Source organism: Massilia antarctica (assembly GCF_015689335.1).
Taxonomy (GTDB): Bacteria; Pseudomonadota; Gammaproteobacteria; order Burkholderiales; family Burkholderiaceae_D; genus Telluria_A; species Telluria_A antarctica.
Genome location: NZ_CP065053.1, coordinates 450,538 through 475,145, shown reverse-complemented (window position 1 = coordinate 475,145; position 24,608 = coordinate 450,538). Strand labels below are relative to the sequence as shown.

Below are 24,608 nucleotides of genomic sequence, written 5' to 3'. Positions count from 1 at the left end.
GGCTGGCGTTTCAGTTCAGGCAGGGGCGGGCAGCGTTTCTTACCCGGTCATTTACTCGCTCAGATCGAGCGCCTGTCTGCGCCGCGGGACGGCTTTGTCCTTGCGCAGATAGTGCATGCCGCGCTTGAGCAAGTGTTCCAGATCATCGATATAGGTGTACACCGCCGGCACCACGAGCAGACTGAGCAAAGTCGATGTGATCAGGCCGCCGATGACGGCAATCGCCATCGGCGAGCGGAAGCTCGGGTCCGCGCCCCAGCCCAGCGCCAGCGGCATCATGCCGGCGCCCATGGCGATGGTGGTCATGATGATCGGGCGGCTGCGCTTGTGGCAGGCGTCGACCAGCGCATCGAAACGGTCCATGCCGGCCTGGCGCGCCAGGATCGCGTAATCGACCAGCAGGATCGAGTTCTTGGTCACGATCCCCATCAGCATGATCAGGCCGATCATGGACGGCATCGACAGCGCCTTCCCGGTCAGCAGCAGGGCCACGAAGGCGCCGCCGATCGACAGCGGCAGCGCCGCCAGGATCGTCACCGGCTGCATGAAGTCCTTGAACAGCAGCACCAGCACGCCATAGATGCACAGCACCCCGATCAGCATCGCCAGGCCGAAGCTGGCAAACAGCGCCTGCATCTCCTGGGCGTCGCCCAGTTCGGCGATCTTCACCGACGCCGGCAGTTTCTGCATCGATGGCAGCTTGCGCGCTTCGTCATTGACTTCGCCCAGCGAGCGGCCCGACAGCTCCACTTCCAGGGTCACATTGCGGCTGCGATTGAGGCGGTCGATCTGCGCCGGGCCGCTTTCCATCGTGATTGCCGCCACGTTGTCGAGCATGACCGGGCCGTTCTTGCCCGGTACCGTCAGCCGGCCCAGCGCCGCCAGGTCGGCCCGCACCGCGTCCGGCAGCTTGACCCGGATCGGCACCTGGCGCTCGCTCAGGTTCATCTTGGTCAGCGCCGTGTCATAGTCGCCGGCGGTGGCCACGCGCACCGTCTCGCCGATGGCTGCCGCGGTCACGCCCATGTCGGCCGCCTTGGCAAAGTCGGGACGCACGATGATTTCCGGACGCACCAGCGAGGCGCTCGAACTGACATTGCCGACGCCCTTGAGGGTGCGCAGTTCGCGTTCCACCGCCTGCGCCGCGCCGGTCAGCGCCAGCGCATCTTCGCTGCGCAGCACCAGCTGCATCTTGACGCCGGTATCCTGCGGGCCCACGTTGAACTTGGCGCCGGGGATCTGATCGAGCTTGGCGCGGATCTGGCGTTCCAGCTGGTCCATCGATTCCTTGCGGTCGTTGCGGTGCAAGGTGGTCAGGGTCAGCACCGCGCGCCGCGCTTCGGCCGAGGCGCCCGGGGCGAAGGCGTCGCCGCTGGAACCGCCGCCGATCGAACTGAAGATGCCTTTGATGCCCGGCACTTCCATCGCCGCCACGCGGGCCCGTTCGGCCACCGCGCGCGTCTCGGCCAGGGTGGAGCCGGGTGGCAGTTCGACGTTGATCATGGTCTGGGCGCGGTCGGCCGCCGGCACGAAGCCGGTCGGCAGCAGCGGCACCAGCATGATCGAACCGACAAAGAACAGGCCCGAGCCGATCGCGGTGACCAGGCGGTGTTTCAGGCACCACTGCATGGCCGCCATGTAGCGCTGCATCACCCAGCCGTCTTTTTCCTCTTCATGCGGCAAGTCCTTGAGGATGTAGGCCGCCATCATCGGCGTGAGCAGGCGCGCCACCACCAGCGAAGCCAGGATCGCCAGCACCGCGGTCCAGCCGAACTGCTTGAAGAACAGGCCCGGGATGCCGCCCATGAAGGCGGTCGGCAAAAACACCGCGACCAGCGCGAAGGTGGTGGCGATGACCGCCATGCCGATTTCGTCGGCCGCTTCCATGGCCGCCTGCATCGGGGATTTCCCCATGCGCAGGTGGCGCGAAATATTCTCGATCTCGACGATCGCATCGTCCACCAGCACCCCCACCACCAGCGCCAGCGACAGCAGGGTCACGGTATTGAGCGTGTAGCCGAACAGGTACTGGCCCAGGAAGGCGGGAATCACCGACAGCGGCAGCGCGGCGGCCGCCACCAGGGTGGCGCGCCAGTCGCGCAGGAACCACCACACCACCAGCACCGCCAGGATCGCGCCTTCGTACAGCAGCTCCATCGAGCCGTGGAAGTTTTCCTGCACCGGCTGGGCATTGTCGATCACTTCCGTCAAAGCCACGTTGGCATGCGCCGCCCGCAGTTCGGCGATGGCGGCGCGCGTGCCTTCGGCCACCGCGATCTCGCTGGCGCCCTTGGTGCGGAAAATCTCGAAGCCGACCACGCGCTTGCCATCCTGTTCGGCCACCGAACGCGGCTCGGCCACGGTATCGGTCACGCTCGCGATCTGGTCGAGCCGCACGCGGCGTCCGTCCGGCAGCGGAATGTCCATCGCCGCCAGCTGGTCGGCCGTCTGCACGGTGGCGATGGTGCGCACCGACTGCTCGGCGCCGGAAACGTCACCGCGCCCGCCCGGCGCTTCGCGCTGCACGCTGCGCAGCTGGCGCGACACGTCCACGGCCGCCACCTTCAGCGCCGCCATGCGGGCATCGTCGAGTTCCACCCGGATCTCGCGCGCCACCCCGCCGACGCGCTTGACCGCGCCCACACCAGGTACATTGAGCAGGCGCTTGGCGACCGAATTGTCGACGAACCAGCTCAGTTCCTGGTCGTCCAGCGGCACGCCGCCCTTGCCTGGCGCCGCGGCGGCGGTAAAGGTAAGGATCACGCGGCCGGCCGTGGAAGCCTTGGTCACGGTCGGGTCGCGCATTTCGGCGGGCAGGTCGGCCTTGACCCGCGCCACCGCATCGCGCACATCGTTCACGCCTTCCGAGATATTTTTCTCGAGGATGAATTCGACCGTCACGGTGGCCACGCCATCGAGCACCTTGGTGTAGACGTTCTTCACGCCTTGCAAGGTGGCGACCGAATCCTCGATCTTGCGCGCCACTTCCGTTTCCAGCTGCGCCGGCGCGGCGCCATCGAGCGTGGCGGTGACGGTGACAATCGGCAGTTCGATGTCCGGGAAGTCCTGCACCGCGTTGGCCTTGTAGGCCAGCAGGCCGGCCAGGGTCAGTAACGCGAACAGCATGATCGCCGGTATCGGGTTCTTGATTGATAGGGATGAAAAATTCATGGTGGTTCCTTATTTTGCCGCGCCAGCCGGCGCGGTAGCCGACGCGGTCGCCGACGCGCTCACCGGCGCGGTCGCGGGGACATTGCGTACCAGGTCGCCTTCATTCAAAAAGCCCGCGCCGCTGACCACGACCAGCGAATCGGCAGTCAAGCCCTTGGTCACTTCGATGCGCTCGCCCAGGCGCCGTCCGGCCTGCACCTTGAGCTGGCTGACCCGGCTATCCGGGTTCAGGCGGAACACATAGCTGAAGCCATCGCGCACCACCACCGCCTGCTGCGGCACGGTCATGGCGTCCGAGGTGCCCAGCTCGAACTGGCCGCTGGCGAACATGCCGGCCTTGAACGGCGCGTTCGCCCCCGTAGCCGAAGCGGTAGCCGATGGCAGGTCCACATACACCAGCGCGGAGCGGGTCTGGGGATCGATGGTCGGCGCGATCATGCGCACCTTGCCGGTCAGTTCGCTGCCGTTGGCCGCCTTGACCACGGCGCTGGTGCCCGGCTTGATGCGCGCCAGTTCGGCCGCCGTGACTTCGGCGCGCCATTCCAGGCGGCCCTGGCGGATCATGCGGAACAGTTCCGTGCCCACGCCGACCACCGAACCGACGGTGGCCGCGCGCGCCGAGATCACGCCGTCGTCGGGCGCGACCACCTGCGTGTATTTCAGGCGCAGCTGCTGCGACGACAGGGCTGCCCTGGCCGAGGCGATGCGCGCCTTGGCGGTCTGCTCGGCCGTCTTGTACTGGCTGATCTGCTGGGCCGACAGCGCGCCCGAGGTTTCCAGGGTGCGGGCGCGGGCCGCATTGGCCACCGCTTCGGCGGCATTCGCTTCGGCTTCGAGCAGGCCGGCGCGCGCCTGCGCCACGTCGGCGTTGACCGAATCGGCCGAGAACACGGCCAGTACCTGGCCCTTCCTGACCACGTCGCCGACATTGACCTTGACATCGGTCAGGCGCAGGCCGCCCGACTCGCTGCCGATCACCGCTTCCTGCCAGGCGGCGACGTTGCCGTTGGCGCCCAGCTTGATGGCCAGGGAGGCGGGCGACGGTTTGGTGGTGGTGACCGTCAGCGCCGGCTTTGGCGCCGCGTCTTTCTTGTCGTCGGCGGCCATCGAATTGGACGACACGGCCATCAGTGCGCCCGATGCCAGTACCAGGCTGCCGATCACCAGCGCGGCGGCCGGTTTGAGTTTGAGGTTTTTCAAAGTGTAAGGGGTATTGTTTTTCATGGTGTTCTATCCGTAATCGTGTCGGGGCGGTCAGTTCGAGGCGGTGGTCCAGCCGCCGCCGGCGGCGCGGTACAGCGCCACCGTGGCGGCGCTGCGTTCGCGCTCCAGGGTCACGACCGCGTTCTCGGCGGCCAGGCGGGTGCGGCGCGCGTCTTCCAGTTCGAGCAGGCTGCCCAGTCCATTCTTGTAGCGGTCCTCGGCGGCGCGGAAGGCGGCGCGGTAGCCGTCCAGCGACACTTGGGCGTCGGCGCTGCGGTCGGCGGCGCTGTTCAGGTTCACCAGCGCCTGCTCGACTTCACTGACGGCGCGCCGCGCGCTGGCGCGGTACGACACCACGGCCGCTTCGTAGCGCGCCTTGGCCGCATCCACGTTGGCGCTGCGCCGCCCGCCGTCGAAGATCGGCAGGGTCAGGGCCAGCGGGCCGATCGACCAGGTATCGAGCTGGGTATTCTCGCCGCCGCTGCGAAAGTTGGCCGCCCCGATCGCGCCTCTCAAGGCCAGGCGCGGATAGCGCTGGGCCTGGGCGCTGCCGACGTCGAAGCTGGCCGCCGCCACTTCGCGTTCGGCGGTAAACACATCGGGCCGCTGCGCCAGCACCTGGGCCGGCAGGGCCGCGATGCCGAGCGGCGGCGGCGTGACCGGCGTGCCGGCCAGCAGGCGCGCGCGCAGGTCCGCCTCGTCGATCGCGGTCAGGGCCACCAGGGTCTTGACATCGATATCGCACAAGGCGCGCTGCAAGGTGGCGCGGCTCTTGCCCTCGGCCGCGCTGGCGCGTGCCAGGGCCGCCGTGGCTGGTGCCTGGAAGCCGGCATCGGCCGACAGGCCGGTCAGGCGAGCGGTATCTTCGCGCGAGGCGGCGTCGAGCCGGGCCACCGCCAGCAACTGCTCGCACGCGCGCAGGCTGTAATACTGGTTGGCCACTTCCGCCGCCACCGTCACCCTCGCGTCATGCCAGCTGGCGCGCGCGCCGGCCAGGCGTTCCTCGCTGGCGTTGCGGGTGGCGCGGGCGCCGCCGAACAGGTCGATCTCCCACGCGCTTTCCAGGCCCGCCTGGCTGGAGGTGCCGCCGGGCAGGGTGCTTTGCTGGTTGGCGCGGCTCACGCTCATGCTCGCGTCCAGGGTCGGGGCCAACGCGGCGCCGGCCGCGATGCGGTCGGCGCGCGACTGGGCGATGCGCGAACGCGCCGTGGCCACGTTGGGGCTGGCCGTTTGCGCCGCCTCCACCAGTTGCCCCAGCAGCGGGTCGCCCTGCTGGCGCCACCAGCCAGAGAGGTCGGTCAGGCTGCCGTTGTGCGGCAGCGGCGCCTGCCATTGCGGCGCTACCGGCGCCTCGATCTTGCCCGGCGGCGCCAGCGCGCACCCTCCCAAGGTCAGCGGCAGCAGGGCCGCACTCAGTACATGGATTATCTTCATGCTTTCTTCTTTCGTGGCTTTGTAATCGGTTGTGCGGCGCCGGCCTTGCGGCGCGCCAGTTCGGCCTTGACCATCGCCTCGCCGTAGTCGACCAGGCGCGCCATCCAGGCATCGATGGCGGCGTCGTTTTCCAGCAGGTGGGGATTGATGCGGTCGATCACGTCGCGCGTGACCATCAGCTGCACCGCCAGGCCGACCAGCGAAAAGGCCAGGCGCTGCAGGTCGTCGTCGGGCGCGGCCAGGCCAAGGTGACGGCCGAGTACCATCATCAGCGCCGCGTGGGCCGGCTTGATGCCGTTGTCGATTTCCTCGTCCCATACGCCGGTCGGTTCGAGCATCTCGCGAAACCACAGCCGCATCGACATGCGCGCCAGGTCGCCGCGTTTCAGGTCGGCCATCATGACGGCATAGAAGCCTTCGAGCGTTTCGCGCAAGGTGGCGTCGGTCGCGGTGAATACGGCCAGGTTCGGGTCGCAGGGCGACGGTTCGGTAAAGGCGGCACGGTACAAGCCCGCCTTGTCGCCGAAGTAGTAACTGATGGAGGCGATGTTGGTGCCGGCGGCCAGCGCGATCTCGCGGGTGGAGGTTTTGGCGAAGCCCTGCTCGGCGAACAGGCGGATCGCCGCCAGCAGCAGCCGCTCGCGCGACTGGGCGCCGTCCGAGCGCGTGCGGCGCGCATCGTCGGCCGGTAAAGTGGGTGTTTTTTCCATCCCGCGATTTAATCACGAAAATCAAACGATTGATATAACTAAAGCGTTCGTTTTAACTAAACGGCCGCAACTTTACATTCGGGTTACATTGTGAACCATCTTGTACGTAAATTAACGGGAACTTTTCGTCCGCTCGGGCGCAATACCTTCAAGGCAGGGACATTCCCGGCCATTTTTCGATCGGCTTGCCCATGAAACCGACTTTGCTCGCCTTGTTTTCCCTGTTCGCCGCCGCCTTGGTGACGGCCCATGCCGACCCGCTGCCCGCCCAACAGGCGGCCGCGCATGTGCTCAACCGGATCGCTTTCGGGCCCGCGCCGGGTGACCTCGAAAGGGTGACCCGCTCCGGGGTGCGCGCCTATATCGACAGCCAGCTCCAACCCGAAGCGATTGCCTTGCCGGCCGCGTTGAGCGAGCGCCTGGCGGCCCTGGAAGCGCCCAACCGCAGCGCCGGCAAGACCCTGGGCGAATTCGAGGAAGCGCGCCGCAATGCACGCGACGAGGGGCCCGACGCGCTGGCACAGCGGCGCGCGGTGGTGGCCCGCATTGCCCGCGAGACGGCCGAGGCACGCCTGCTGCGCGCCATCTACAGTCCGCGCCAGCTCGAAGAAGTCATGGTCGACTTTTGGTTCAACCACTTCAACGTGGCCGCCTCCAAGGGCAATGTGCAGGCGCTGGTCGCCAGCTACGAGCGCGATGCGATCCGGCCCTACGTGTTCGGCTCCTTCCGTCAGCTGCTGGGGGCCACCGCCAGGCATCCGGCCATGCTGTACTACCTCGACAATTACCTGTCGGCCGGTCCCGCGCCGGCGGACGCCAGGGCGGGGGCCAAAGCCAAGCCGCGCGGCCTGAACGAAAACTATGCGCGCGAACTGATGGAATTGCACACGCTCGGCGTCGACGGCGGCTATACCCAGCGCGACGTGACCGAACTGGCACGCATGCTGACCGGCTGGACCTACAACCAGCGCGCCCTGATCGGCGAAGACCAGCTCTTCCGCTTCGATGCGCGCCGCCACGACCAGGGTGCCAAGACTTGGCTGGGACGCGCGGTGCCGGCGCAGGGCCAGGCCGAAGGCGAGATGGCGCTCGACGTGCTGGCCGTGCATCCGGCCACGGCGCGCCACCTGAGCTACAAGCTGGCCCAGTACTTCGTGCAGGACGAGCCGCCGCCGGCGCTGGTCGAGCGCATGGCGCGCACCTGGCAAACCAGCGCCGGCGACATTCGCGCCGTGCTGCGCGTGCTGTTCGCCAGCGACGAATTCATGGCGCCGGCCAGTGTCGGCGCCAAGTTCAAGACCCCGTACCGGTATGTGGTGTCGGCGGCGCGCGCCAGTGCCGCGCCGCTGGACGACATCGGACCGCTGCTTGCGGCCATGAACCAGCTCGGCATGCCGCTGTACGGCTGCCAGACCCCGGACGGCTACAAGAATACCGAGGCGGCCTGGATGAACCCTCATGCGCTGACCCGGCGCATCGTGTTCGCCACGGCGCTCGGCGCGGGACGCCTGCCGCTGGGGGCCGGTGCGCAGCCGGCGCCGCTGCCGGCGGCCAGCTCGGTCACGCCGGCGCCGCTCGACCCGCAGCAGCTCGAATCGACCCTCGGTTCGACCGTGTCGGTTCGCACCCGGGACATGGTCGCGGCCAGTCCCATCGCGCTGCGGGCGGCAATGCTGCTCGGCGGCCCCGATTTCATGCAGCACTAAGCGAAGGAACATCCATGCAACGCAGAGACTTTTTATCCTCGATGGCGCTTGGCGCCAGCCTGCTGGTGCCGGTCGGGCGCAGCGCCTGGGCCGCCAGCGGCGACAGCGCCACCCGCCAGAAACTGATCGTCGTGATGCTGCGCGGCGCGGTCGATGGCCTGAACGTGGTCGCGCCGGTGGGCGACCCGAATTACCGGCGTCTGCGCCCGAGCATCGGCCTCGAACTGCCGGGGGCGGAGGGTGGGGCGCTCGACCTGGACGGCTACTTCGGCCTGCACCCCGCGCTCGCGCCGCTGCTGCCGCTGTGGCAGCAAAAGCAGCTCGCCTTCGTGCACGCCAGCGGCTCGCCCGACGACAGCCGCTCGCACTTCGACGCGCAGATCTATATGGAGACGGCCACGCCAGGACGCAAAAGCACGCCGGACGGCTGGATGAACCGGCTGGTGGCGGCGCTGCCGGGAGAGTCGACGGCGAGCCGCGCAATGAGCATCGGCCCGCTCATGCCGCGCATCCTGAGCGGCGACGCGCCGGCCATCAACCTGCCCAATGGGGCCGGCGGAACCCGCGCCGATGCACTCGACCGACCGGCGGTGGGCGCCGTGTTCGATCAACTGTATGGCGGCCATGCGCGTTTCGGCCGCGCCTATGGCGAGGGCAGGGTCGCGCACAAGGAAGTCATGCAGGCGGCGATGAGCCAGGAGATGCAGGCCGCCGACAACGGCGCGCCGCTGCCGAATGGCTTTCCCGACGATGCGGCGCGGCTGGCGGGCCTGATGCGCAGCGACCCGCGCATGCAGGTGGCGTTCATCGCGCTGGGCGGATGGGACACGCACGCCAACCAGGGCGCGGCGACCGGCCAGCTGGCCAACCGCTTGGCGCCGCTGGGACTCGGGCTGGCTACCCTGGCGCAGCGCCTGGGTCCGATGTTCGCGCATACGAGCATCGTCGTGATGTCGGAATTCGGCCGGACCGCGCGCCAGAACGGCAACGCCGGCACCGATCACGGGCACGGCAACGCGATGTGGCTGCTGGGCGGGAGGGTCGCGGGCGGCAAGGTGTATGGGGACTGGCAGGGCGTGGGCGACGATGCGCTCAACGAAGGACGCGACCTGCCGGTGACCACGGACTTTCGCTCGGTGCTGGCGCAAGTGGCCGAAAAACACCTCGGTTTGCCCGACAAGCAACTGGCGCGCCTGTTTCCGGACATGCCGCGCAAGGCGCCGGGGTTTCAACTCTTCCAGGCCTGACTCAATATATTTGTATCCACAGCGCAACATCGTAGAACTACCGTATTGCACCGCACCATAAATGAGAATATAGTGGACTTGTCTCCTCCAGTTTTCTCAGAAGATTGGATTGCCGCCCGCACCGTCAAGGTAGCGGGCGTTTTTTTGGGGTCAGACCCCGGTGTTGCTTGTCTGGGGCCTGGCCCCGGTGTTGTTGGGGTCAGACCCCGGTGTTTCTTTTAAGGGGTCTGACCCCGGTTTGCACCCGGTTTGTACCGTACCGATGGGCACTTTTTAACGTTTTTCGCGCAGGGCGAGGGTGAAGGTGCTGCCGGTGCCGTAGTCGCTGGTGAAGTAGAGGTTGCCGCCGAGGAGATTGGCCAGGTTCTGGCACAGGTATAGCCCCAGTCCCGCGCCCTCGGCATGGCGGGTCGAGGTCGAATCGAGCTGCGAAAACGCCTGGAACAGCTTCGACTGGTCCTCCGGCTTGATGCCGGACCCGCTGTCGGTCACGCTGAATTCCGTGAGCAGCTGGCTGGCGTCGAGCCGTTGCGAAAGCGCCACTTTCACCGTCCCCTGGTCCGTAAACTTGATCGCATTATTAACCAGGTTGATAATGATCTGGGTCAGCGCACGCCGGTCCGAATCGATCACGATCACTTCGCCCGGCAGCTCCACCGTCAGCGCCAGGCCCTTTTGCGCCGCCAGCGGACGCAGGGTATCGGCCGTATGATTGAGCAGGTCCTGGCACTGCACCCGTTCCAGCGCCAGGGTCACCTTGCCCGCCTCGATCTTGGCCACGTCGAGAATGTCGTTGATCAGCGAGAGCAGGTGGCGCGCGCTCGAGCGGATGGTGTTGAGCTGCTTGTCCTGGTCCGGTGTGAGCGGCCCGGGAAGCTTCATCAGCAGCGCCCCGGTAAAGCCGATGATGGCATTGAGCGGCGTGCGCAGCTCATGCGACATATTCGCGATGAAGGCCGACTTCATGCGGCTCGCCTCGGCCAGCTCCAGGTTCTTGAGCGCGATCTCGCGGTTGATGGTTTCCAGTTCGGCCGCATGGTGCGCCAGCCGCATATTCAGTTCGATTACCTGGCGCTCGCGCGCCTGCAGTTCGCTGTTGACCTGCACCGCCTGTTCATAAGTCGAAATGAGCAGGTCCAGGATTTGCTGGCGCCCGGCGTTGATGAAGTGCTTCTGGTTGCCGAGATAGAGCGCGATGCCCGCTTCCACTTCCACCGCCGGACCTTCGCGCAGGCGCAGGTTGAGCAGCATGTGGCTGATCCTGCTGAGCAGGTAGTCCTCGGCGTAGGGCTTGCGCACGAAATTGTCGGCGCCGCACTCGATGCCGCGGATGATGTCCTTGGGGTCGTTCAGCGCCGTCACCAGGATGACAGGGATGTCGCGCAGGGCCGGGTCGGACTTGATGGTACGGCATAATTCGTAGCCGTCCATCTCGGGCATGATGATGTCCGACAGGACCAGGTCGGGCTTTTGTTCGCGGATCAGGGCCAGTGCCAGCTGGCCGTTGAGGGCGACGCGCACGCGGTACGCCTTGGACTGGATCAGGCGTCGCAGGCGCTCGGCCTGGGTCGGGCTGTCTTCGACGATCAGTATCTCGAATTCTTCTGGCTGGATTTGGTACGTCGAGTCCACGACATGGCTCCTTGCACGACAGCTGCGTTCACATGACTATATCGGATTTGTCGCGCCACATGGTAAATTTAGAGCCTCGATCATGTCACTGTTTTTTACTCCGTGTCGCCCTGGAAGCCTCCCGTGCGCCAGGTCAGCACCAGGGTATCGCGGTGGCCGTTCGCGCCCTCGGGCTGGATCGGGGTCGATTCGTGGATGACGGTGGCATCGTCGAGCAGGATCAGGGTCCACGGTTCGAGCATGGTGAAGCGCTTGCCGTCCGGACCCTCGGCCTGGAAAATACGCGTTTCGCCGCCCTTGACATGGCTGCGCCCGACCAGCAGCACGGCCACGAAATCGACGCCGTCGCGGTGCGCGCCTTCCGGGGTGGGGCGGCCGATGCCTTCGAGCGTATCGATGCGGAACTGGTGCGCTTCCACGTACCAGGGCTGGCCCGCGCGCACGCGCGAGCAGGCGTCGCCCAGTGCGCGCAGCAGCTTGCCCCACGCGGGCAGCGCCACCGTGGCCGGGTCGACCGGTTCGAACAGGCGGTGCATGCCGCCATGCAGCGCGTTGTATTCAACCGGCTGCCAGTGCGCGCGGTGCGCGGTCTGGGTCAAGGTAGCGCCATCCTGGATGAAGCAGGAGTGGCGCCGGCGCCGGTAATTGCCGCCATCCTTGAGATAGTTGTCCGGCGCCAGATGGTCCCAGCTGGCGACCAGGGTGTTGAGTTCAGCGAGGCTGCAGCCGGCCAGGGTGGCCACATCGGTGGGGCGCAGCAGGGCGTAGCCGCTGCCGCGCAGCGCGCTGGTGAGCTGGGCGATATCGGTAAAAGGCGGTGCGTGTGTTGTCATCCCGATAGCGTAGCATTTTTTGCAGCAGGCCGTCAGGGCGGCCCTCACCACTTCTTCACAAGGGTCAGCCGCAGCGAGCGCGATTCGGTGGGGTGGAAGTGCACGTCCGCGCGCGCACCGCTTTCGTTGGGAAGGCGCGACGCATAATAATAGGCGATGGCCGAATCGCGCCGGTTGCTCAGATTGAAGCCTTCGATGTCGAGCAGCAGGCCGCTGGCGAGGCGGTAGCCGATGCGGCCATTCATAGTGGCGCTGCCGGGCGCACGCACGCTGTTGTCTTCGATGAGCGGACGCGCGCCCACATAGCGCAGGCGCAGCGCGCCGGACCAGGGACCACGCTCGACCGTCAGCGCGAACTGGCCCACGCCTTCGACCGCGCCGGCGATGCGGTCCTGGCCCGGGGCGACGCCGCGCGCGCGGGCTTTGGCGAAGGCCACGTCGAGGTCGAGCGAGAGCCATTTGAATGGTTTGTAGTAGTTCGACAGCTCGATGCCGGTGCGGCGGCTGGCCGGCCCGGCTTCGGTGTTGCCGGCGTCACCGACGAACACCAGTTCCGAACCGATGTCGAGCCGGTACAGCGACAGCGCGCTTTGCAATGTGGGCAGCAGTTCGCTGCGCACGCCCGCCTCCAGCCCGCGCGTGCGCGCCAGGCCCGGCACCGGCGCGATCCGGTCCACCGCGCCGCGCGCATCGTTACTGTGAAAGCCATGGCCCGCGTTGAGATACCACTCGGTGCGCGCCCATGGACCGAAGATCAGGTTCAAGGAAGGACTGAGCTGGCGGTCGTGCGCGCGCGCCGTGGCGTCGGCATCGCGCACGGCGAAGCGGTAAGTGTCGGCGCGCAGGCCGGCCACGCTGCGCAGCTTGTCGCTCCAGCGCACCTGGTGTCCGGCGAACAGGCCAAGACTCGATTCGACCACGTGGTCTTCGCGCGTGGTCGAGACGCGCTCGCGCCGGCGCGTGTTGTACAAGCCGTTGAAGATGTTGTCGTTCTGGAGCTGCAGGCCGACGGTCAGGTCGGTATTAATTCCGGTGCCGTGTCCGTGCCAGGTGTGGGTCGCATCGACGCCGCTGGTGACGCGCCGGTCCGGCTGGCTGAACTGGTCGCCGTTCACCGGGTCATGAAGGAAGTAGGTGAAGTTCGAATACAGGTCGAGCTGGTTGCGGATCAGGTAGGCGTTGACTTTCGATGCCTGGTCCGCACCGGTGCGGCGCCACACGCCGGACACGCTGTAGCGGCGCGCCTGGCCGCCGTCGCTGTCGTCGATTGTGTCGAAACGTCCCAAGGTGCCGTCATCGACGGCGCGCCGCGGGATCTGGTCGCTCGCGTTCCAGCTGGCGCGGTAAGCCATGGCGCTGACGGTGAAACCGTTGTTGGCGTAGCCCTGGCTATAGCGCAGCACGGCGTTAACCTTGCGGTAGTCGTCCGGACGGGTGAACGGGCCGTCGTTGTGCAGCACTTCCAGCGCGTACAGCAGGTTGCCGGCGCCGGCGTCGGGCGAGCCGGCCAGCAGCGCCCGGGCAAAGCCGTTCTGGCCGATGCTGGCGCTGCTTGTGGTCTGGGCCAGCCGGTTGGCGTAGGTAACGGCGGCGGCGCCGGCCGAGGCAAAGTCGCCGTCGCGCGCCGAGTACGGGCCTTTGCGGTAGTCCAGCCGCGCCGCCAGTTCGGGGATCAGAAAATTCAGGTCGGTCCAGCCCTGGCCATGCGCGTGGCTGCGCTGGTTGACCGGCATGTCGTCGACGGTGGTGCGCAGGTCGGTGCCATGATCGAGGTTGAAACCGCGCAGGAAAAACTGGTTGGCCTTGCCCTCGCCACTGTGCTGGGTGGCGACCAGCCCGGGCGCCGCTTCGAGCAACTCGCCCGGGCGGTACACGGTGCGCATCTCCAGCAGCTTTTGATTGACGCTGCCGGCATTGGCCGCATCGGCAATGCCCAACTGGCTGGCGCGCGAGCCGTCGATCAACACGCGCTGCATTACCAGGTCGTCGGCGCGCGCGGGCAGGTGGCACAGGGCCAGGGGCATGGCGAGAGGGATAAGGCGCCACACTGCTTGCGTCGTCACGGAAGTGCTTGTTCTTTCTTGCTGCGGTCGAACGTCAAGGTACCGATGGTGCCGCCCCGATTGACGTTGATGGTATTAATCTGGTCAGGCAAAAAATCGGACAGGACCTCGTCGTGCACGCGCGCGGCGCCGGTCAGCGGGATCTTCTCGACTTCCTGGTAGATCACCACCGTCTCCACATTGGTCGTCACGCCGACCCAGCGCAGCGGCAGGTGCGATGCGTCGGCGGCCAGGAGGTAGAACTGCTTTTCGACATACTTGCGCAGCACCGCCTCGTCCTGCGGGTCGGAGAGGTCGAACTGGCGCTGGTACAAGTTGGCCAGCAGCGCCTCGACATCGTGCGCCATGTAGGTGTGCACGACTTCGATGCTGCCGGTGCCCGGATTGAATGAGATGTCGGTGATCCCCGCGTGAAAGCGGTGGGCCTGCGCAGCCAGGCAGGCGCAGGCCAGCAGCGCGCCGAACACGAGGCGCCGCATCATTGGGCCGCTTTTTTATCCTTGGCGTCCTTCGGTTTCAAAGGCGTGTTGAAGTCCTTCATCAGGTCATCCTTGCTGCGGTCGGTCTTGAACAGCTCCAGGCGCGATGGCGTAATCTTGCGCGGCCATGCGTTGTTGCTGTTGTCGATATCGGCCGTTTCCCAGTACGGGTCCTGGGTCAGGCCCACCATCGGTTCATCGGTGACGATCAGCTTCGTGATCTTCTTCGACGAATAGCGCCACACTTCGGCGGGAATGCGCTCGATGTACTTTTTACCCGACTTGAGTTCGACTTCCAGCACCAGCGGCGTGACCAAACCGCCCAGGTTGGAAAAATCGACCAGGTACAGGTGCTTGCCCTGCGCTAGCAGCGCTTTTTCCCAGTCTTCCAGACCCTCGACCGCGTCGCTGTACGTATTGCGGTCCTTGTTGGTGACCGTGAAGTCGTCATGCTCGTTGTAGAAGTCCTTCAGCTCGGGATGCGCATCGACGCGGCGCGGCGTGCCCTTGTCGCGCTGGGTCGTCACCGACACCGGTTCGGCATCCTTCTGGGCCTTTTTCCACGCCTTTTCGATGTCCGGATTCTTGGTGTTCACGCCGTACTCGGTGATGCCGTCCACGCTCACATCGACCGCGTCGGTGGTGTAGAACCAGCCGCGCCAGAACCAGTCAAGGTCGGTGCCGGAAGCGTCTTCCATGGTGCGGAAGAAGTCCGACGGCGTCGGGCGCTTGAATTTCCAGCGCTGCGCGTATTCGCGGAAGGCGAAATCGAACAGCTCGCGGCCCAGCACCGTCTCGCGCAGCACGTTCAGGGCCGCCGCCGGCTTGGCGTAGGCGTTGTTCCCGAACTGCAGCAGCGACTCGGAATTGGTCATGATCGGCACCTGGTTGCGGCTACGCATATAGTCGACGATGGTGCGTGCTTCGCCGCGCGACTGCGGGTAGTTCTCTTCCCACGCGTTCTGCGCCAGGCCCTGGATGAAGGTGTTGATGCCTTCATCCATCCAGGTCCACTGGCGCTCGTCGGAGTTGACGATCATCGGGAAGTAGTTGTGGCCCACCTCGTGGATGATCACGCCGATCAGGCCATATTTGGTGCGTTTCGAGTAGCTCAGTTCACCGGTCTTCTTGTCCTTGAGCGGACGCGGGCCGTTAAACGAAATCATCGGGTACTCCATGCCCCCGATCGGGCCATTGACCGAGATCGCCGCCGGATACGGATAGTCCAGCGCATACTTGTTGTACTGTTCGATGGTGTGGATGATCGCCTGGGTCGAATATTTTTCCCACAGCGGATTGCCCTCTTTCGGGTAGTACGACATGGCCATCGTGTCGGTGCCGCCCTTCTTGTAGCCTTGCGCATCCCAGATGAACTTGCGGCTGCTGGCGAACGCGAAATCGCGCACGTTGTGCGCCTTGTAGTGCCAGGTGCGGGTGCCGCCGGCGCGCGACTTCTCGGCCGCTTCCGCTTCCTGCTGGGTGACGATGATGACTGGCTTGCTGCTGGTGCGGGCCTGTTTCAGGCGCTCGCGCTGGGTCGCCGTCAGCACCTCGCCAGGGTTTTGCAGCTCGCCCGTGCTGGCCACGATATGGTCGGCCGGGACGGTCAGCTGCACGTCGTAGTCGCCGAATTCGAGCGTGAACTCGCCGGCGCCGAGGAACTGCTTGTGCTGCCAGCCATACACGTCGTAATAGGCCGCCATGCGCGGGAACCAGTGGGCGATTTCGAACAGGTCGTTCTTGTCGTCGTCGAATTTTTCGTAGCCGGTACGCCCGCCCTGGACCTTGGCGTCGTTGATGTTGAAGCTGAAGTCGATATTGAACGACAGACGCGCGCCCGGCTTCATCGGCTGCGGCAGGTCGATCCGCATCATGGTCTTGTTGATCGTATAGCGCAGCGGCTTGCCGTCCGCGCCCTTGACCGCGCCGATGGCAAAGCCACCCTCGAAAGCGGGGTTCTCCAACAGCGAGCGCATGCTCTCGAAGCGCATGCCGTCTTCGTCGCTGCGCGCCTTGGCCCACGAGTCGCGCGAGGCCACCGTGGCCGACATGCGCGCGTCCGAATCGGGCTTGAAGATATTCTGGTCCAGCTGCACCCACAGGTAGGACAGGGTGTCGGGCGAGTTGTTGTGGTACGTGACCGTTTCGGTCGCGCTGATGGCGTGCTTGTTTTCATCGAGGCGCGCGCGGATCGCGTAGTCGGCGCGCTGCTGCCAGTAGGCGTGCCCGGGAGCGCCGGACGCGTTGCGGATCGTGTTCGGCGTCGGCAGCAGTTCTTCGAGCTGGCGGAACTTGTCGTCGAACGGTTCGGCGGCCGAGGCGATGCCCGACACAAGGAACAAGGCGGCTAAGACCGGGATACGGATCATGTTGTCTCTGACTTTTCTCGTGAAAAAGAGGAAGTATTTTAAACGTATCGATTAGTCAATTGTTTCAGGGAATTGTAAAAAAGCTGAAACATAGACGCGGGTGCACGCTATGATTGTCGAGGCCGAATTTTGCAGCGGGGAGTGTGGCGCAATGGAAATGAACTTCAAGGCAAGCATCCTGATTGTCGATGGCGTATCCGACAACCTTGTGCAAATGGAAGAGCTGCTGCAGGAACACTACCACGTGCGCCTGGCGCGCAGCGGCGAGGACGCGCTGCGCATCGCCCAGCAGGCGCCGCGGCCGGACCTGATCGTGCTCGGTGGCGCGCTGGCGGACGCCGACAGCGTGCGCGTATTCCAGGGCTTGACGTGCCAGGTGCTCAGTGCCGACATCCCAGTGATCATGCTCATTTCCGCCGGCGGCGCGGAGCTTGAACAGCGCGCCTGGCGCGAAGGCGTGGCCGACGTCGTGCAACTGCCGTTCGTGCCCGGGGCGCTGCAGGCGCGCGTCGCCACCCAGCTGCGCCTGCGCGCGGCCGATGCCATGCTCAAGGACCAGCACCGCCACTTCGAGCACCTGGTGGCCGAGCGCGCGCGCGACGCGGACCTGATGCAGGATGCCACGGTGCTGGCGATGGCGGTGCTGGCCGAATCGCGCGATCCCGGGGTCGGGCAGCATGTGCTGCGCACCCAGCGTTATGTGACGGCGCTGGCGCGCGAGCTGCGGTTTGTATCGGCCTACACGGCCGAACTGACCAACGAACATATCGCGCTGCTGCACAAGGCGGCGCCGCTGCACGACATCGGCAAGGTGGGCGTGGCGGACGCGGTGCTGTTCAAGCCGGGCAAATTGAGCGACAGCGAATTCGAGCAGATGAAACTGCACACCGTGTACGGGCGCGATGCGATTGCCGGCGTCGAACGCACGCTCGGCGGCAGCAATGGCTTTCTGCGCTACGCGCGCGAGATCGCCTACTCGCACCAGGAAAAATGGGATGGTTCCGGCTACCCGCAAGGTTTGGCGGGCGCCGCGATTCCACTGTCGGCGCGGCTGATGGCGGTGGCCGACGTCTACGACGCCATGATTACCGCGCGTGCCTACCGGCCGGCGTTCACCCACGAAACGGCGGTCGAGCTGATCCGCCAGGGCCGGGGCGAGCACTTCGACCCCGACGTGGTCGACGCCATGCTGGCGATCGAAGCGCGCTTCAAAGCCATCGCCGCCGAATTTCCTCCCCCATAACCGGGGTCAGACCTCTGATTCGAAACTTTTTTGTTTCCTAACCGAGGTCTGACCCCGGTTAGGAAACAGTTTTGTGTTCGCGAGACCGGCATCCGCAGCGCTCAGTGTGCATGTACGGGCGATTTGCACGTGCTGTCCTGCGTCGTCCTCATAAACAGGATACTGACCTGGTTTGTCAGTTTTGCAACCGGCTGTCATGGTGCAATGTTTCGAATCAGAGGTCAGACCCCGGTTGTAGGTGATTTGCCTGGTGTTGTAGGAAGCTTTGGCGGCGTGGAAGTGTTGTTGAACAGCGCCATTTGTGCGATTTCCGCATACCAATATGCTATAGTCAATTCGCATACCCGGGTGCGCCCGGCCTTCGGTACAACGTGGAGCGAACCGATGCGGACTCAAGGATACCTGGCTTTTGTAGTCGGTATTTGTCTGACCATGTGGACCTGCTTTGCCGTGCTCGATGCGCAGCAGGCGCGCATCTCGGCCATCTTCCAGCGCGATGCCGACAAGGTCGCCAGCGATACCAATGTGCGCCTGCAAACCTATTTCGACATGCTGCTCAGTATCAAGGGCGCCTTCGCCGTCAACGATCAGGTCGACCGCGCGCAGTTTGCCCGCTTCGTGCGCGAACTGAACCTGACCACGCGCTATCCCGGCTTTCAGGCGATCCAGTTCGTGCGCTATGTGCCGGCCGCCGACCTGGCCCGTTTCACCGAGGCGGTGCGCAACGATACGCATCTGACCCCCGGCGGCTATCCCAACTTCAATGTGCATCCGAAGGTGGCGCGCGCCGAACACTTCATCATCGAATACACCGAGCCGCTCAAGGGGAACGAGAACGCCTTCGGCCTCGATCTGGCCGCCCTGCCGCCGCACCTGGCTGCGGTCCGGACAGGCCGCGACAGCGGCGAGATCGTCGCTACCGAGCGCATTATCCTGGTCCAGGATGATACCGGCCAGCCGGGCTTCGTGGCGCGCGCGCCGGTGTACCGCCAGAACCTGCCCCTGACAACCGTGGCCGAACGGCGCGCCGCGCTGGTGGGCATGGTGGCGATCGTGTTCCGCGTGAAGAACCTGATGCAGGAGGTGATCGAACCGTCGCTCCTGAACCAGATGGCGTTTCGCATCCACGATGCCGGCAATGTGTCCGATGGCGCCAACGCGCCCTACGCCGCATCGAACGTGATGTTCGATACCAGCGCTGCCGGCGCGCCGCCGCTGCCCGGCTTTCAGACCGAGGCGCGCCTGACCGTGGCGCAGCGCCACTGGGTGATCCGCTTCCAGGCGCTGAGCGGCAGCCGTTACAGCCGCGATGTGCGGCCGGTGCTGGTCATCGCCGCCGGCGGCCTGGTGATCAGCACCCTGATCGCGGCGCTGATGATCGCCTCGCGCCGCAGCCGTAACCTGGCGCAGCAGCTGCGCGTGACGCTCGACGAGCAGCGCGCCTTCCAGGACAGCGCCAGTGTCGGCATCGCGCTGTTTTCGCACGGCGTGATCATGCGCTGCAACCGCGGCATGGAGGAGATGATGGGCTACGCGCCGGGCGAACTGACGGGCAAGGAGACGCAGGTACTGTCGCGCCCCGCGGCGGCCGGCGCGGCCGATCCGTTCGCGGTCGATCCGCAGACGCGGCGCTGGCAGGGCGAGCTGAAACTGCTGCGCAAGGATGGCACCACGATCTGGTGCCTGATCAACGGCAAGGCGCTCGACGCGTCCGACCTGTCCAAGGGCGGGGTGTGGGTGATCCAGAATATCAGCGACCGCAAACACACCGAGGCGGCCCTGGTCGACGCCAAGGATGGCCTGGAACACAGCCTGGCCGAACTCGAACAGCAAAAGGCCGCCGTGGAGAGCGCGCACCGCGACCTGTCGACGGTGCTGGTCACGCTCAAGCAGGCCCAGACCAATCTGATCACGTCGGAGAAAATGGCCTCGCTCGGGTCGCTCGTGGCGGGCATCGCGCACGAACTCAATACGCCGATCGGCAACAGCCTCTTGACCGCCACGGCGCTGGCCGACATGGTGGCCGAGTTCGAGCGCAAGTACGCGGGCGGCGGCATCAAGCGCTCGGCGCTGGAGGCGCACATGGCCGATACGCGCCTGGCCTGCGACATCATGGCCAGTTCGCTGCGCCGCGCGGGCGATCTGATTACCTCGTTCAAGCAGGTGGCGGTGGACCAGACCAGCGACCAGCGCCGCCGTTTCGACCTGTGCGATCTGGTGCGCGATACCCTGGCAACGTACGCGGCGCAGCTGCGCCGCGCGAACTGCGAAACGCGCATGAACGGCCCGGCGAGCCTGCTGCTCGATTCCTATCCGGGCAGCGTGGGACAGGTGTTGTCGAACCTGATCAACAACGCGCTGCTGCACGCGTTCGACGGGCGCCCGAGCGCGCTCATTACGATCACCGCGCGCGAGATCGAAGATGACCAGTTGCTGCTCATTTTCAGCGACGACGGGATCGGCATGCCACCCAAGATCCTGCATCAGGTGTTCGATCCGTTTTTCACGACCAAGATGGGGCAGGGCGGTTCCGGCCTGGGGATGAACATCGTGTACAACATCGTCACCGGCATGCTGGGCGGGAGCATCGAGCTCGAATCGTCGCCCGAGCATGGCACCAGCGTGACGATCCGTATTCCGCGCAAGGCGCCCAACCGCGAGAGCGAAGCGGCCGATGTCAACATGCTGCTGATGTAGGTTCAGGCGGCGTAGCGTTCCCTGAGCAGCCGCAGCATCGCCACGTTCAGTTCCCATGCGTCCGAGAGCGGTTCGCCGCTGAACGGCATGCTCTGGGTGTAGGGTGCCGGGCCGAATTCGGGCGTGATCGTTGTCGATTCGGCGCCGGCCGCGCGGCGCAGGGCGACGATGCGGTCCCACCATGCCAGATGACGGGCCAGCTCGGCCGCGAACTGCGGCGCGCGGAAGTCGCTCACCTGCGGCCCCTGCGCATGGCCCACGCGCGCGTGGATGTGGCGCACGTGGGGCAAGGTCGCCGTCACAGTGGCCGGCTGGTCTTCCAGCAGCGATTCGCAGGCGCAGCACCAGTGCGACAGGTCGGCCGTCAGCTCAAGCCCGGGCAGCTCGCGCAGGTACGGCAGTAGCAGCATCGGATGGCCGGAAAAGCGGCTGCGGTGGATCTCGTGCACGATCGGCACGCCATGCTCGCGCGCGATGCGCGCGGTCACCGCGATCAGCTCCAGGTTTTGTTCGTGTGTATAGAAGTCCTTGCCGGTGTGGGTGTTGACAAACAGCGGGCGCGCGGCGCAGGCGTTGGCCAGGTAGGTCGCCAGCGCGTCGCGGTGCGCGTCGAATTCGGGATGAAACACGGTTTCCCACTGCTGCGCGATGAGCAGGAGGCCGGCATCGGCGATGCGGGCGCGCCAGTCGTCGCGCTGGGCGGCCTCGAGAGGCAAGGACATTTCGATGCCGTCGAAACCGGCCGCCTTCACGCGCTCGATGAAGACTTCCGGGGCCAGGTCGTTGCTGCCCCAGTGCGGGGCGAAGATGCGGATATCCATGAACTAGTCGAAGCCCCGCACCGGAAAGCTTGTGTCGCGCTGGATCCAGTTCCGCGGCGAGTAGACGGTCGCGCCGTCGGTCGCATGCAGGGTGTAGGCGTGGCGCGATACGGGCGAGCGGTTCGGCGCGCTGTAGTGCGGCAGCAGCCCGTGAAAACATACCAGGCTGCCGGCTTTCGCTTCGAGCGGCACGGCGCTGCTGTCGTCCGGCCACGGCATGCTGTCGAGCGTTTCCATCTTGATGGTGTCGCCATGGCGCACGAAGCGCTCGCGCAGCGGGCCGCGCTGGCCGCCCGGTTCGACCCACAGGCAGCCGTTGTCGATGGTGGCGTCTTCCAGCGCGAACCAGAAGGTGGTCACGCTGATCGGCGTGGTCTCGAAAAACGTCGCGTCCTGGTGCCAGCGTACTTCGCCGCCGATGCCGGGCTGCTTGAAGATGTACATCGATTGCCACACCTTGGGCTCGGACAGGCCCAGGTCGCGTGCCACCGCGGCCAGCTTCGGATCGCGCGAAAAGGCGTCGAACACCGGATCGAGGTCGTGCAGCGCGTGGCCGATCTTGTTGATCGACAGGGCTTTTTCCTGGCGCAGCTGGCCGTCCGCCCCGAACGCTTCTTCTTCAAAAAAGCAGCGGATGGTGTTGTCCGAGCGGAGGAAATACTCGTCGGTGGCGGTGGCTTGGCTACGCGTGGTGAAGATCGAGCGACCTTGGCCTGGATCGAATTCGTTGACAATCTCGCCGGCGCGCTGGCGCAGCCGGGCGATCTCGTCCATGGTCTTGAAGCCGGGCACGACGAGGTAGCCGTCGCGCTGGAACTGGTCGCGTTGTTCGGTGCTGAGCATGGGGGTGGCTCCTGCCGTTGTGGAACCTGTCATTGTAGGGTTGGCGCCGCAGCGCCGCAATTGGCGTATCGGTTGACAGATTGTCGCCATCAGGTTGACAATCGGCCGCATGGATCAACTGCGCGCAATGGAGATTTTTGTCGAGGTGGCGCGCCTGCGCAGCTTTTCGGCCGCCGGGCGCCGCCTGGGGCTCACGCGCGCGATGGTCAGCAAACATATCATGCAGTTAGAAAGCAGGCTCGATGCGCGCCTGCTGCACCGCTCGACCCGCGAAGTGAGCCTGACCGACGCCGGCCAGGCCTATCTGGCGCCGTGCCTGGCGACGGTGGAGCAGGCGCGCGAAGCGGCGCGCGCCATCAGCCCGGCCGGCGCCGAGCTGGCCGGGGCGCTGCGGATCCAGGCGCCGTCCGGATTCGGCACGGCGTGGCTGGCCGACGCGGTGGCGCGTTTCAGCCTGCGCCACCCGCTGCTCACGCCATCGCTGTTCGTCGACGATGCGTTGCTCGACCCGATCCGCCACGGCTTCGACCTGACCATCCGCGTGGGCGGCATCCCGGACAGCAGCGGCCTGGCCATGCGCCGCCTGGCGCCGTGCCGCGGGGTGCTGTGCGCCAGTCCGGATTACGTGGCCAGGTGGGGCATGCCGCACACGCCGGAAGACCTGCTCGATCACCAGTGCCTGCATTTCAGCCACCTGACCGACGGCACCAGCTGGCACTTCACGCGCGCGGGCGAGCGCCGCACGGTAAGGGTGAACGCCGGCTTCACCGCGAATAACGGACTGGTGCTGCAGCAGGCGGCCGAGCGCGGCCTGGGCATCGTCTATAACACGACCTTCCTGGCGTGGCAAAAGCTGATCGATGGCGCGCTGCTGCCGGTGCTGCCGGACTGGGAGCTGCCGCTGAACGACTTGTCGGCCTTGTATCCGGCCAGCCGCCAGCTATCGCCCAAGGTCAGGGCACTGGTCGACTTTCTGGTGGAGGAGTACCGCGCCGTGCCGTGGGACCAGGCGCTGGCGCGCGCCGGCATCCTGTAGTCATGCCCCGGCGTTACGCCTCGGGGCCGACCTGCCAGGCGCCATCCTTGTAGACCAGTTCCTGGTCCAGGTACACGGCTTCGGTCACGGCGAAGATGTCGACGTGGTAGCGCGCATCCTTGCGCTTGAAGCCCGGCTTGGGGTAGACGCCGTGCTTCGCCCCCAGCGACAGGTGGATGCCGCACATGCGCTCATACGTGCCGATGTCGTTGACCCGGCGCTCGCGGGTAAAGGCGCGGTTCATGCCGAAACCGAGTTCGCGCACCCATACTTCGCCTTCGTCCGCCCGGATGATTTCGAGCAGGCGCGCGAATTCCGGCGTTGTGTCGACCGTATCGACCACCCGCCCACGTTCGATCACCAGGGTGATCGGGGTCTCGGGCCGGTTGACCATGTACGAGGTGTCGCCGAAGACGTGCACGCGCACCCTCCCGTTGACCGCTTCCAGGTCTTGCGCTTCGGTGAACACTTCGCCGATCGGGAACTGGCCGCCGACATTGTTCATGCCGCTGTAGTCGCCCACATTCAGCTTGGCCGGCTCGAACGGCGAGGCGAAGACCAGGGTTTCGCCGCCGCTGTGGACCACGCCGCAGGACGCGGCATCGATGCGGCGCTTGAGCGCCTTGCCCACGCCGCGGTAGTAGGCGCTGTCGTAGGCCAGCGATTCGATGTAGTGCTCGCCCTGCGCGCCCGGCATGCGCGACAGGTGCACGTGCTCGATCACTTTCAGCCCCAGTTTGAACAGCTCGACCCGGATGCGGAAGGCTTCGAGGCGGAAGTTGGTGGACTGGATCAGCACCACCAGGTCGTGCGCCGCCATGCCCTTGAAGGCGGCCAGCACCTCGTCGGCGGCGACGGTATCGAAGTCGATGAAGACGGCATCGGGCAGATTGCGGCGATAGCCTTCGGTCAGCGCGCGCGCCAGGTCGCAGCGGCAGTCATACACCACCAGCGCGCGCTGCGCCGGGCCGTGTTCGACCACGGTTGCGAGCACGTCGTGCAGGTGGGCGGCGGCCGCATCGACGGCGTGCGCGGGAATCTCGCCCCAGGGGGCGGCAGTCAGGTCAGGGGAGGTCATGGGGCGGTGCGAGGGTCTTGGATGGTGTCCATTATACGTGGCG

Annotated in this window: 17 protein-coding genes; 5 read left to right on the top strand and 12 right to left on the bottom strand. The window is 66.0% G+C overall.

The genetic code is table 11. From position 1 onward, the window contains the following. Positions 1–51 precede the first annotated feature (51 nt). From IV454_RS02110 to IV454_RS02095, 4 genes are read right to left on the bottom strand one after another with little or no spacing between them, the layout of a single operon-like run. Entirely contained in the window at positions 52–3,171 is a 3,120-nt protein-coding gene (locus IV454_RS02110) for an efflux RND transporter permease subunit (RefSeq protein ID WP_054264366.1), read from the bottom strand. A 9-nt stretch (positions 3,172–3,180) separates the two neighbouring features. Beyond that, complete coding sequence (locus IV454_RS02105) at positions 3,181–4,371, bottom strand: efflux RND transporter periplasmic adaptor subunit (protein WP_206092511.1); 1,191 nt, start codon at positions 4,369–4,371, stop codon at positions 3,181–3,183. Between the two features lie 54 nt (positions 4,372–4,425). Then, positions 4,426–5,808 (bottom strand): efflux transporter outer membrane subunit, encoded by a 1,383-nt coding sequence (locus IV454_RS02100; protein WP_206089996.1) that lies wholly within the window; start codon positions 5,806–5,808, stop codon positions 4,426–4,428. Next, on the bottom strand, positions 5,805–6,518 hold the full coding sequence (locus IV454_RS02095; RefSeq protein ID WP_206089995.1) for a CerR family C-terminal domain-containing protein: 714 nt from the start codon (positions 6,516–6,518) through the stop codon (positions 5,805–5,807). Before IV454_RS02095 ends, IV454_RS02100 begins: the two co-directional genes overlap by 4 nt. Before the next feature lie 191 nt (positions 6,519–6,709). Here IV454_RS02095 and IV454_RS02090 point away from each other — a divergent pair, with 191 nt between their 5' ends. Then, positions 6,710–8,224, top strand: coding sequence for a DUF1800 domain-containing protein (locus tag IV454_RS02090; protein WP_206089994.1), 1,515 nt, complete (start codon positions 6,710–6,712; stop codon positions 8,222–8,224). 14 nt (positions 8,225–8,238) lie between these two features. Beyond that, a complete protein-coding gene (locus IV454_RS02085) occupies positions 8,239–9,471 on the top strand; it encodes a DUF1501 domain-containing protein (RefSeq protein ID WP_206089993.1) in 1,233 nt (410 codons plus the stop codon). A gap of 273 nt (positions 9,472–9,744) precedes the next feature. Here the strand turns inward: IV454_RS02085 and IV454_RS02080 are convergent, their stop codons facing one another. The 5 genes from IV454_RS02080 to IV454_RS02060 form a co-directional block, all read right to left on the bottom strand. Next, complete coding sequence (locus IV454_RS02080; protein WP_054264362.1) at positions 9,745–11,103, bottom strand: hybrid sensor histidine kinase/response regulator; 1,359 nt, start codon at positions 11,101–11,103, stop codon at positions 9,745–9,747. 95 nt (positions 11,104–11,198) lie between these two features. Further along, positions 11,199–11,936: a 2OG-Fe dioxygenase family protein gene (locus tag IV454_RS02075; RefSeq protein WP_206089992.1), complete on the bottom strand. Its 738-nt coding sequence runs from the start codon at positions 11,934–11,936 to the stop codon at positions 11,199–11,201. A 44-nt stretch (positions 11,937–11,980) separates the two neighbouring features. Next, a complete protein-coding gene (locus IV454_RS02070) occupies positions 11,981–13,960 on the bottom strand; it encodes a TonB-dependent receptor (protein WP_206092510.1) in 1,980 nt (659 codons plus the stop codon). 35 nt (positions 13,961–13,995) lie between these two features. After that, positions 13,996–14,481 carry a DUF6702 family protein gene (locus tag IV454_RS02065; RefSeq protein ID WP_307730206.1) on the bottom strand — a complete coding sequence of 162 codons (486 nt, stop codon included), beginning with the start codon at positions 14,479–14,481 and terminating at the stop codon, positions 13,996–13,998. Continuing rightward, positions 14,478–16,847 (bottom strand): M1 family metallopeptidase, encoded by a 2,370-nt coding sequence (locus tag IV454_RS02060; RefSeq protein ID WP_206089991.1) that lies wholly within the window; start codon positions 16,845–16,847, stop codon positions 14,478–14,480. The genes IV454_RS02065 and IV454_RS02060 overlap by 4 nt, the downstream gene beginning before the upstream one ends. Positions 16,848–16,998: 151 nt before the next feature. Here IV454_RS02060 and IV454_RS02055 point away from each other — a divergent pair, with 151 nt between their 5' ends. Both IV454_RS02055 and IV454_RS02050 read left to right on the top strand, forming a co-directional pair. Further along, positions 16,999–18,090, top strand: coding sequence for an HD-GYP domain-containing protein (locus IV454_RS02055; protein ID WP_229522010.1), 1,092 nt, complete (start codon positions 16,999–17,001; stop codon positions 18,088–18,090). A gap of 384 nt (positions 18,091–18,474) precedes the next feature. Then, complete coding sequence (locus IV454_RS02050) at positions 18,475–20,787, top strand: sensor histidine kinase (RefSeq protein WP_206089990.1); 2,313 nt, start codon at positions 18,475–18,477, stop codon at positions 20,785–20,787. A 2-nt stretch (positions 20,788–20,789) separates the two neighbouring features. Here IV454_RS02050 and IV454_RS02045 read toward each other — a convergent pair whose 3' ends face one another. Both IV454_RS02045 and IV454_RS02040 read right to left on the bottom strand, forming a co-directional pair. Further along, positions 20,790–21,608, bottom strand: a complete 819-nt coding sequence (locus tag IV454_RS02045; RefSeq protein WP_206089989.1) for a sugar phosphate isomerase/epimerase family protein — start codon at positions 21,606–21,608, stop codon at positions 20,790–20,792. Positions 21,609–21,611: 3 nt separating this feature from the next. After that, the gene (locus tag IV454_RS02040; protein WP_206089988.1) at positions 21,612–22,451 is read right to left on the bottom strand and encodes a phytanoyl-CoA dioxygenase family protein; all 840 of its coding nucleotides are present in this window, start codon (positions 22,449–22,451) and stop codon (positions 21,612–21,614) included. Between the two features lie 109 nt (positions 22,452–22,560). On the opposite strand from IV454_RS02040, the gene IV454_RS02035 reads away from it, so the two are divergent. Further along, the gene (locus IV454_RS02035) at positions 22,561–23,487 is read left to right on the top strand and encodes a LysR family transcriptional regulator (protein ID WP_229522008.1); all 927 of its coding nucleotides are present in this window, start codon (positions 22,561–22,563) and stop codon (positions 23,485–23,487) included. A 13-nt stretch (positions 23,488–23,500) separates the two neighbouring features. Here IV454_RS02035 and IV454_RS02030 read toward each other — a convergent pair whose 3' ends face one another. Further along, positions 23,501–24,565, bottom strand: coding sequence for a M29 family metallopeptidase (locus IV454_RS02030; protein WP_206089987.1), 1,065 nt, complete (start codon positions 24,563–24,565; stop codon positions 23,501–23,503). Positions 24,566–24,608: the final 43 nt, after the last annotated feature.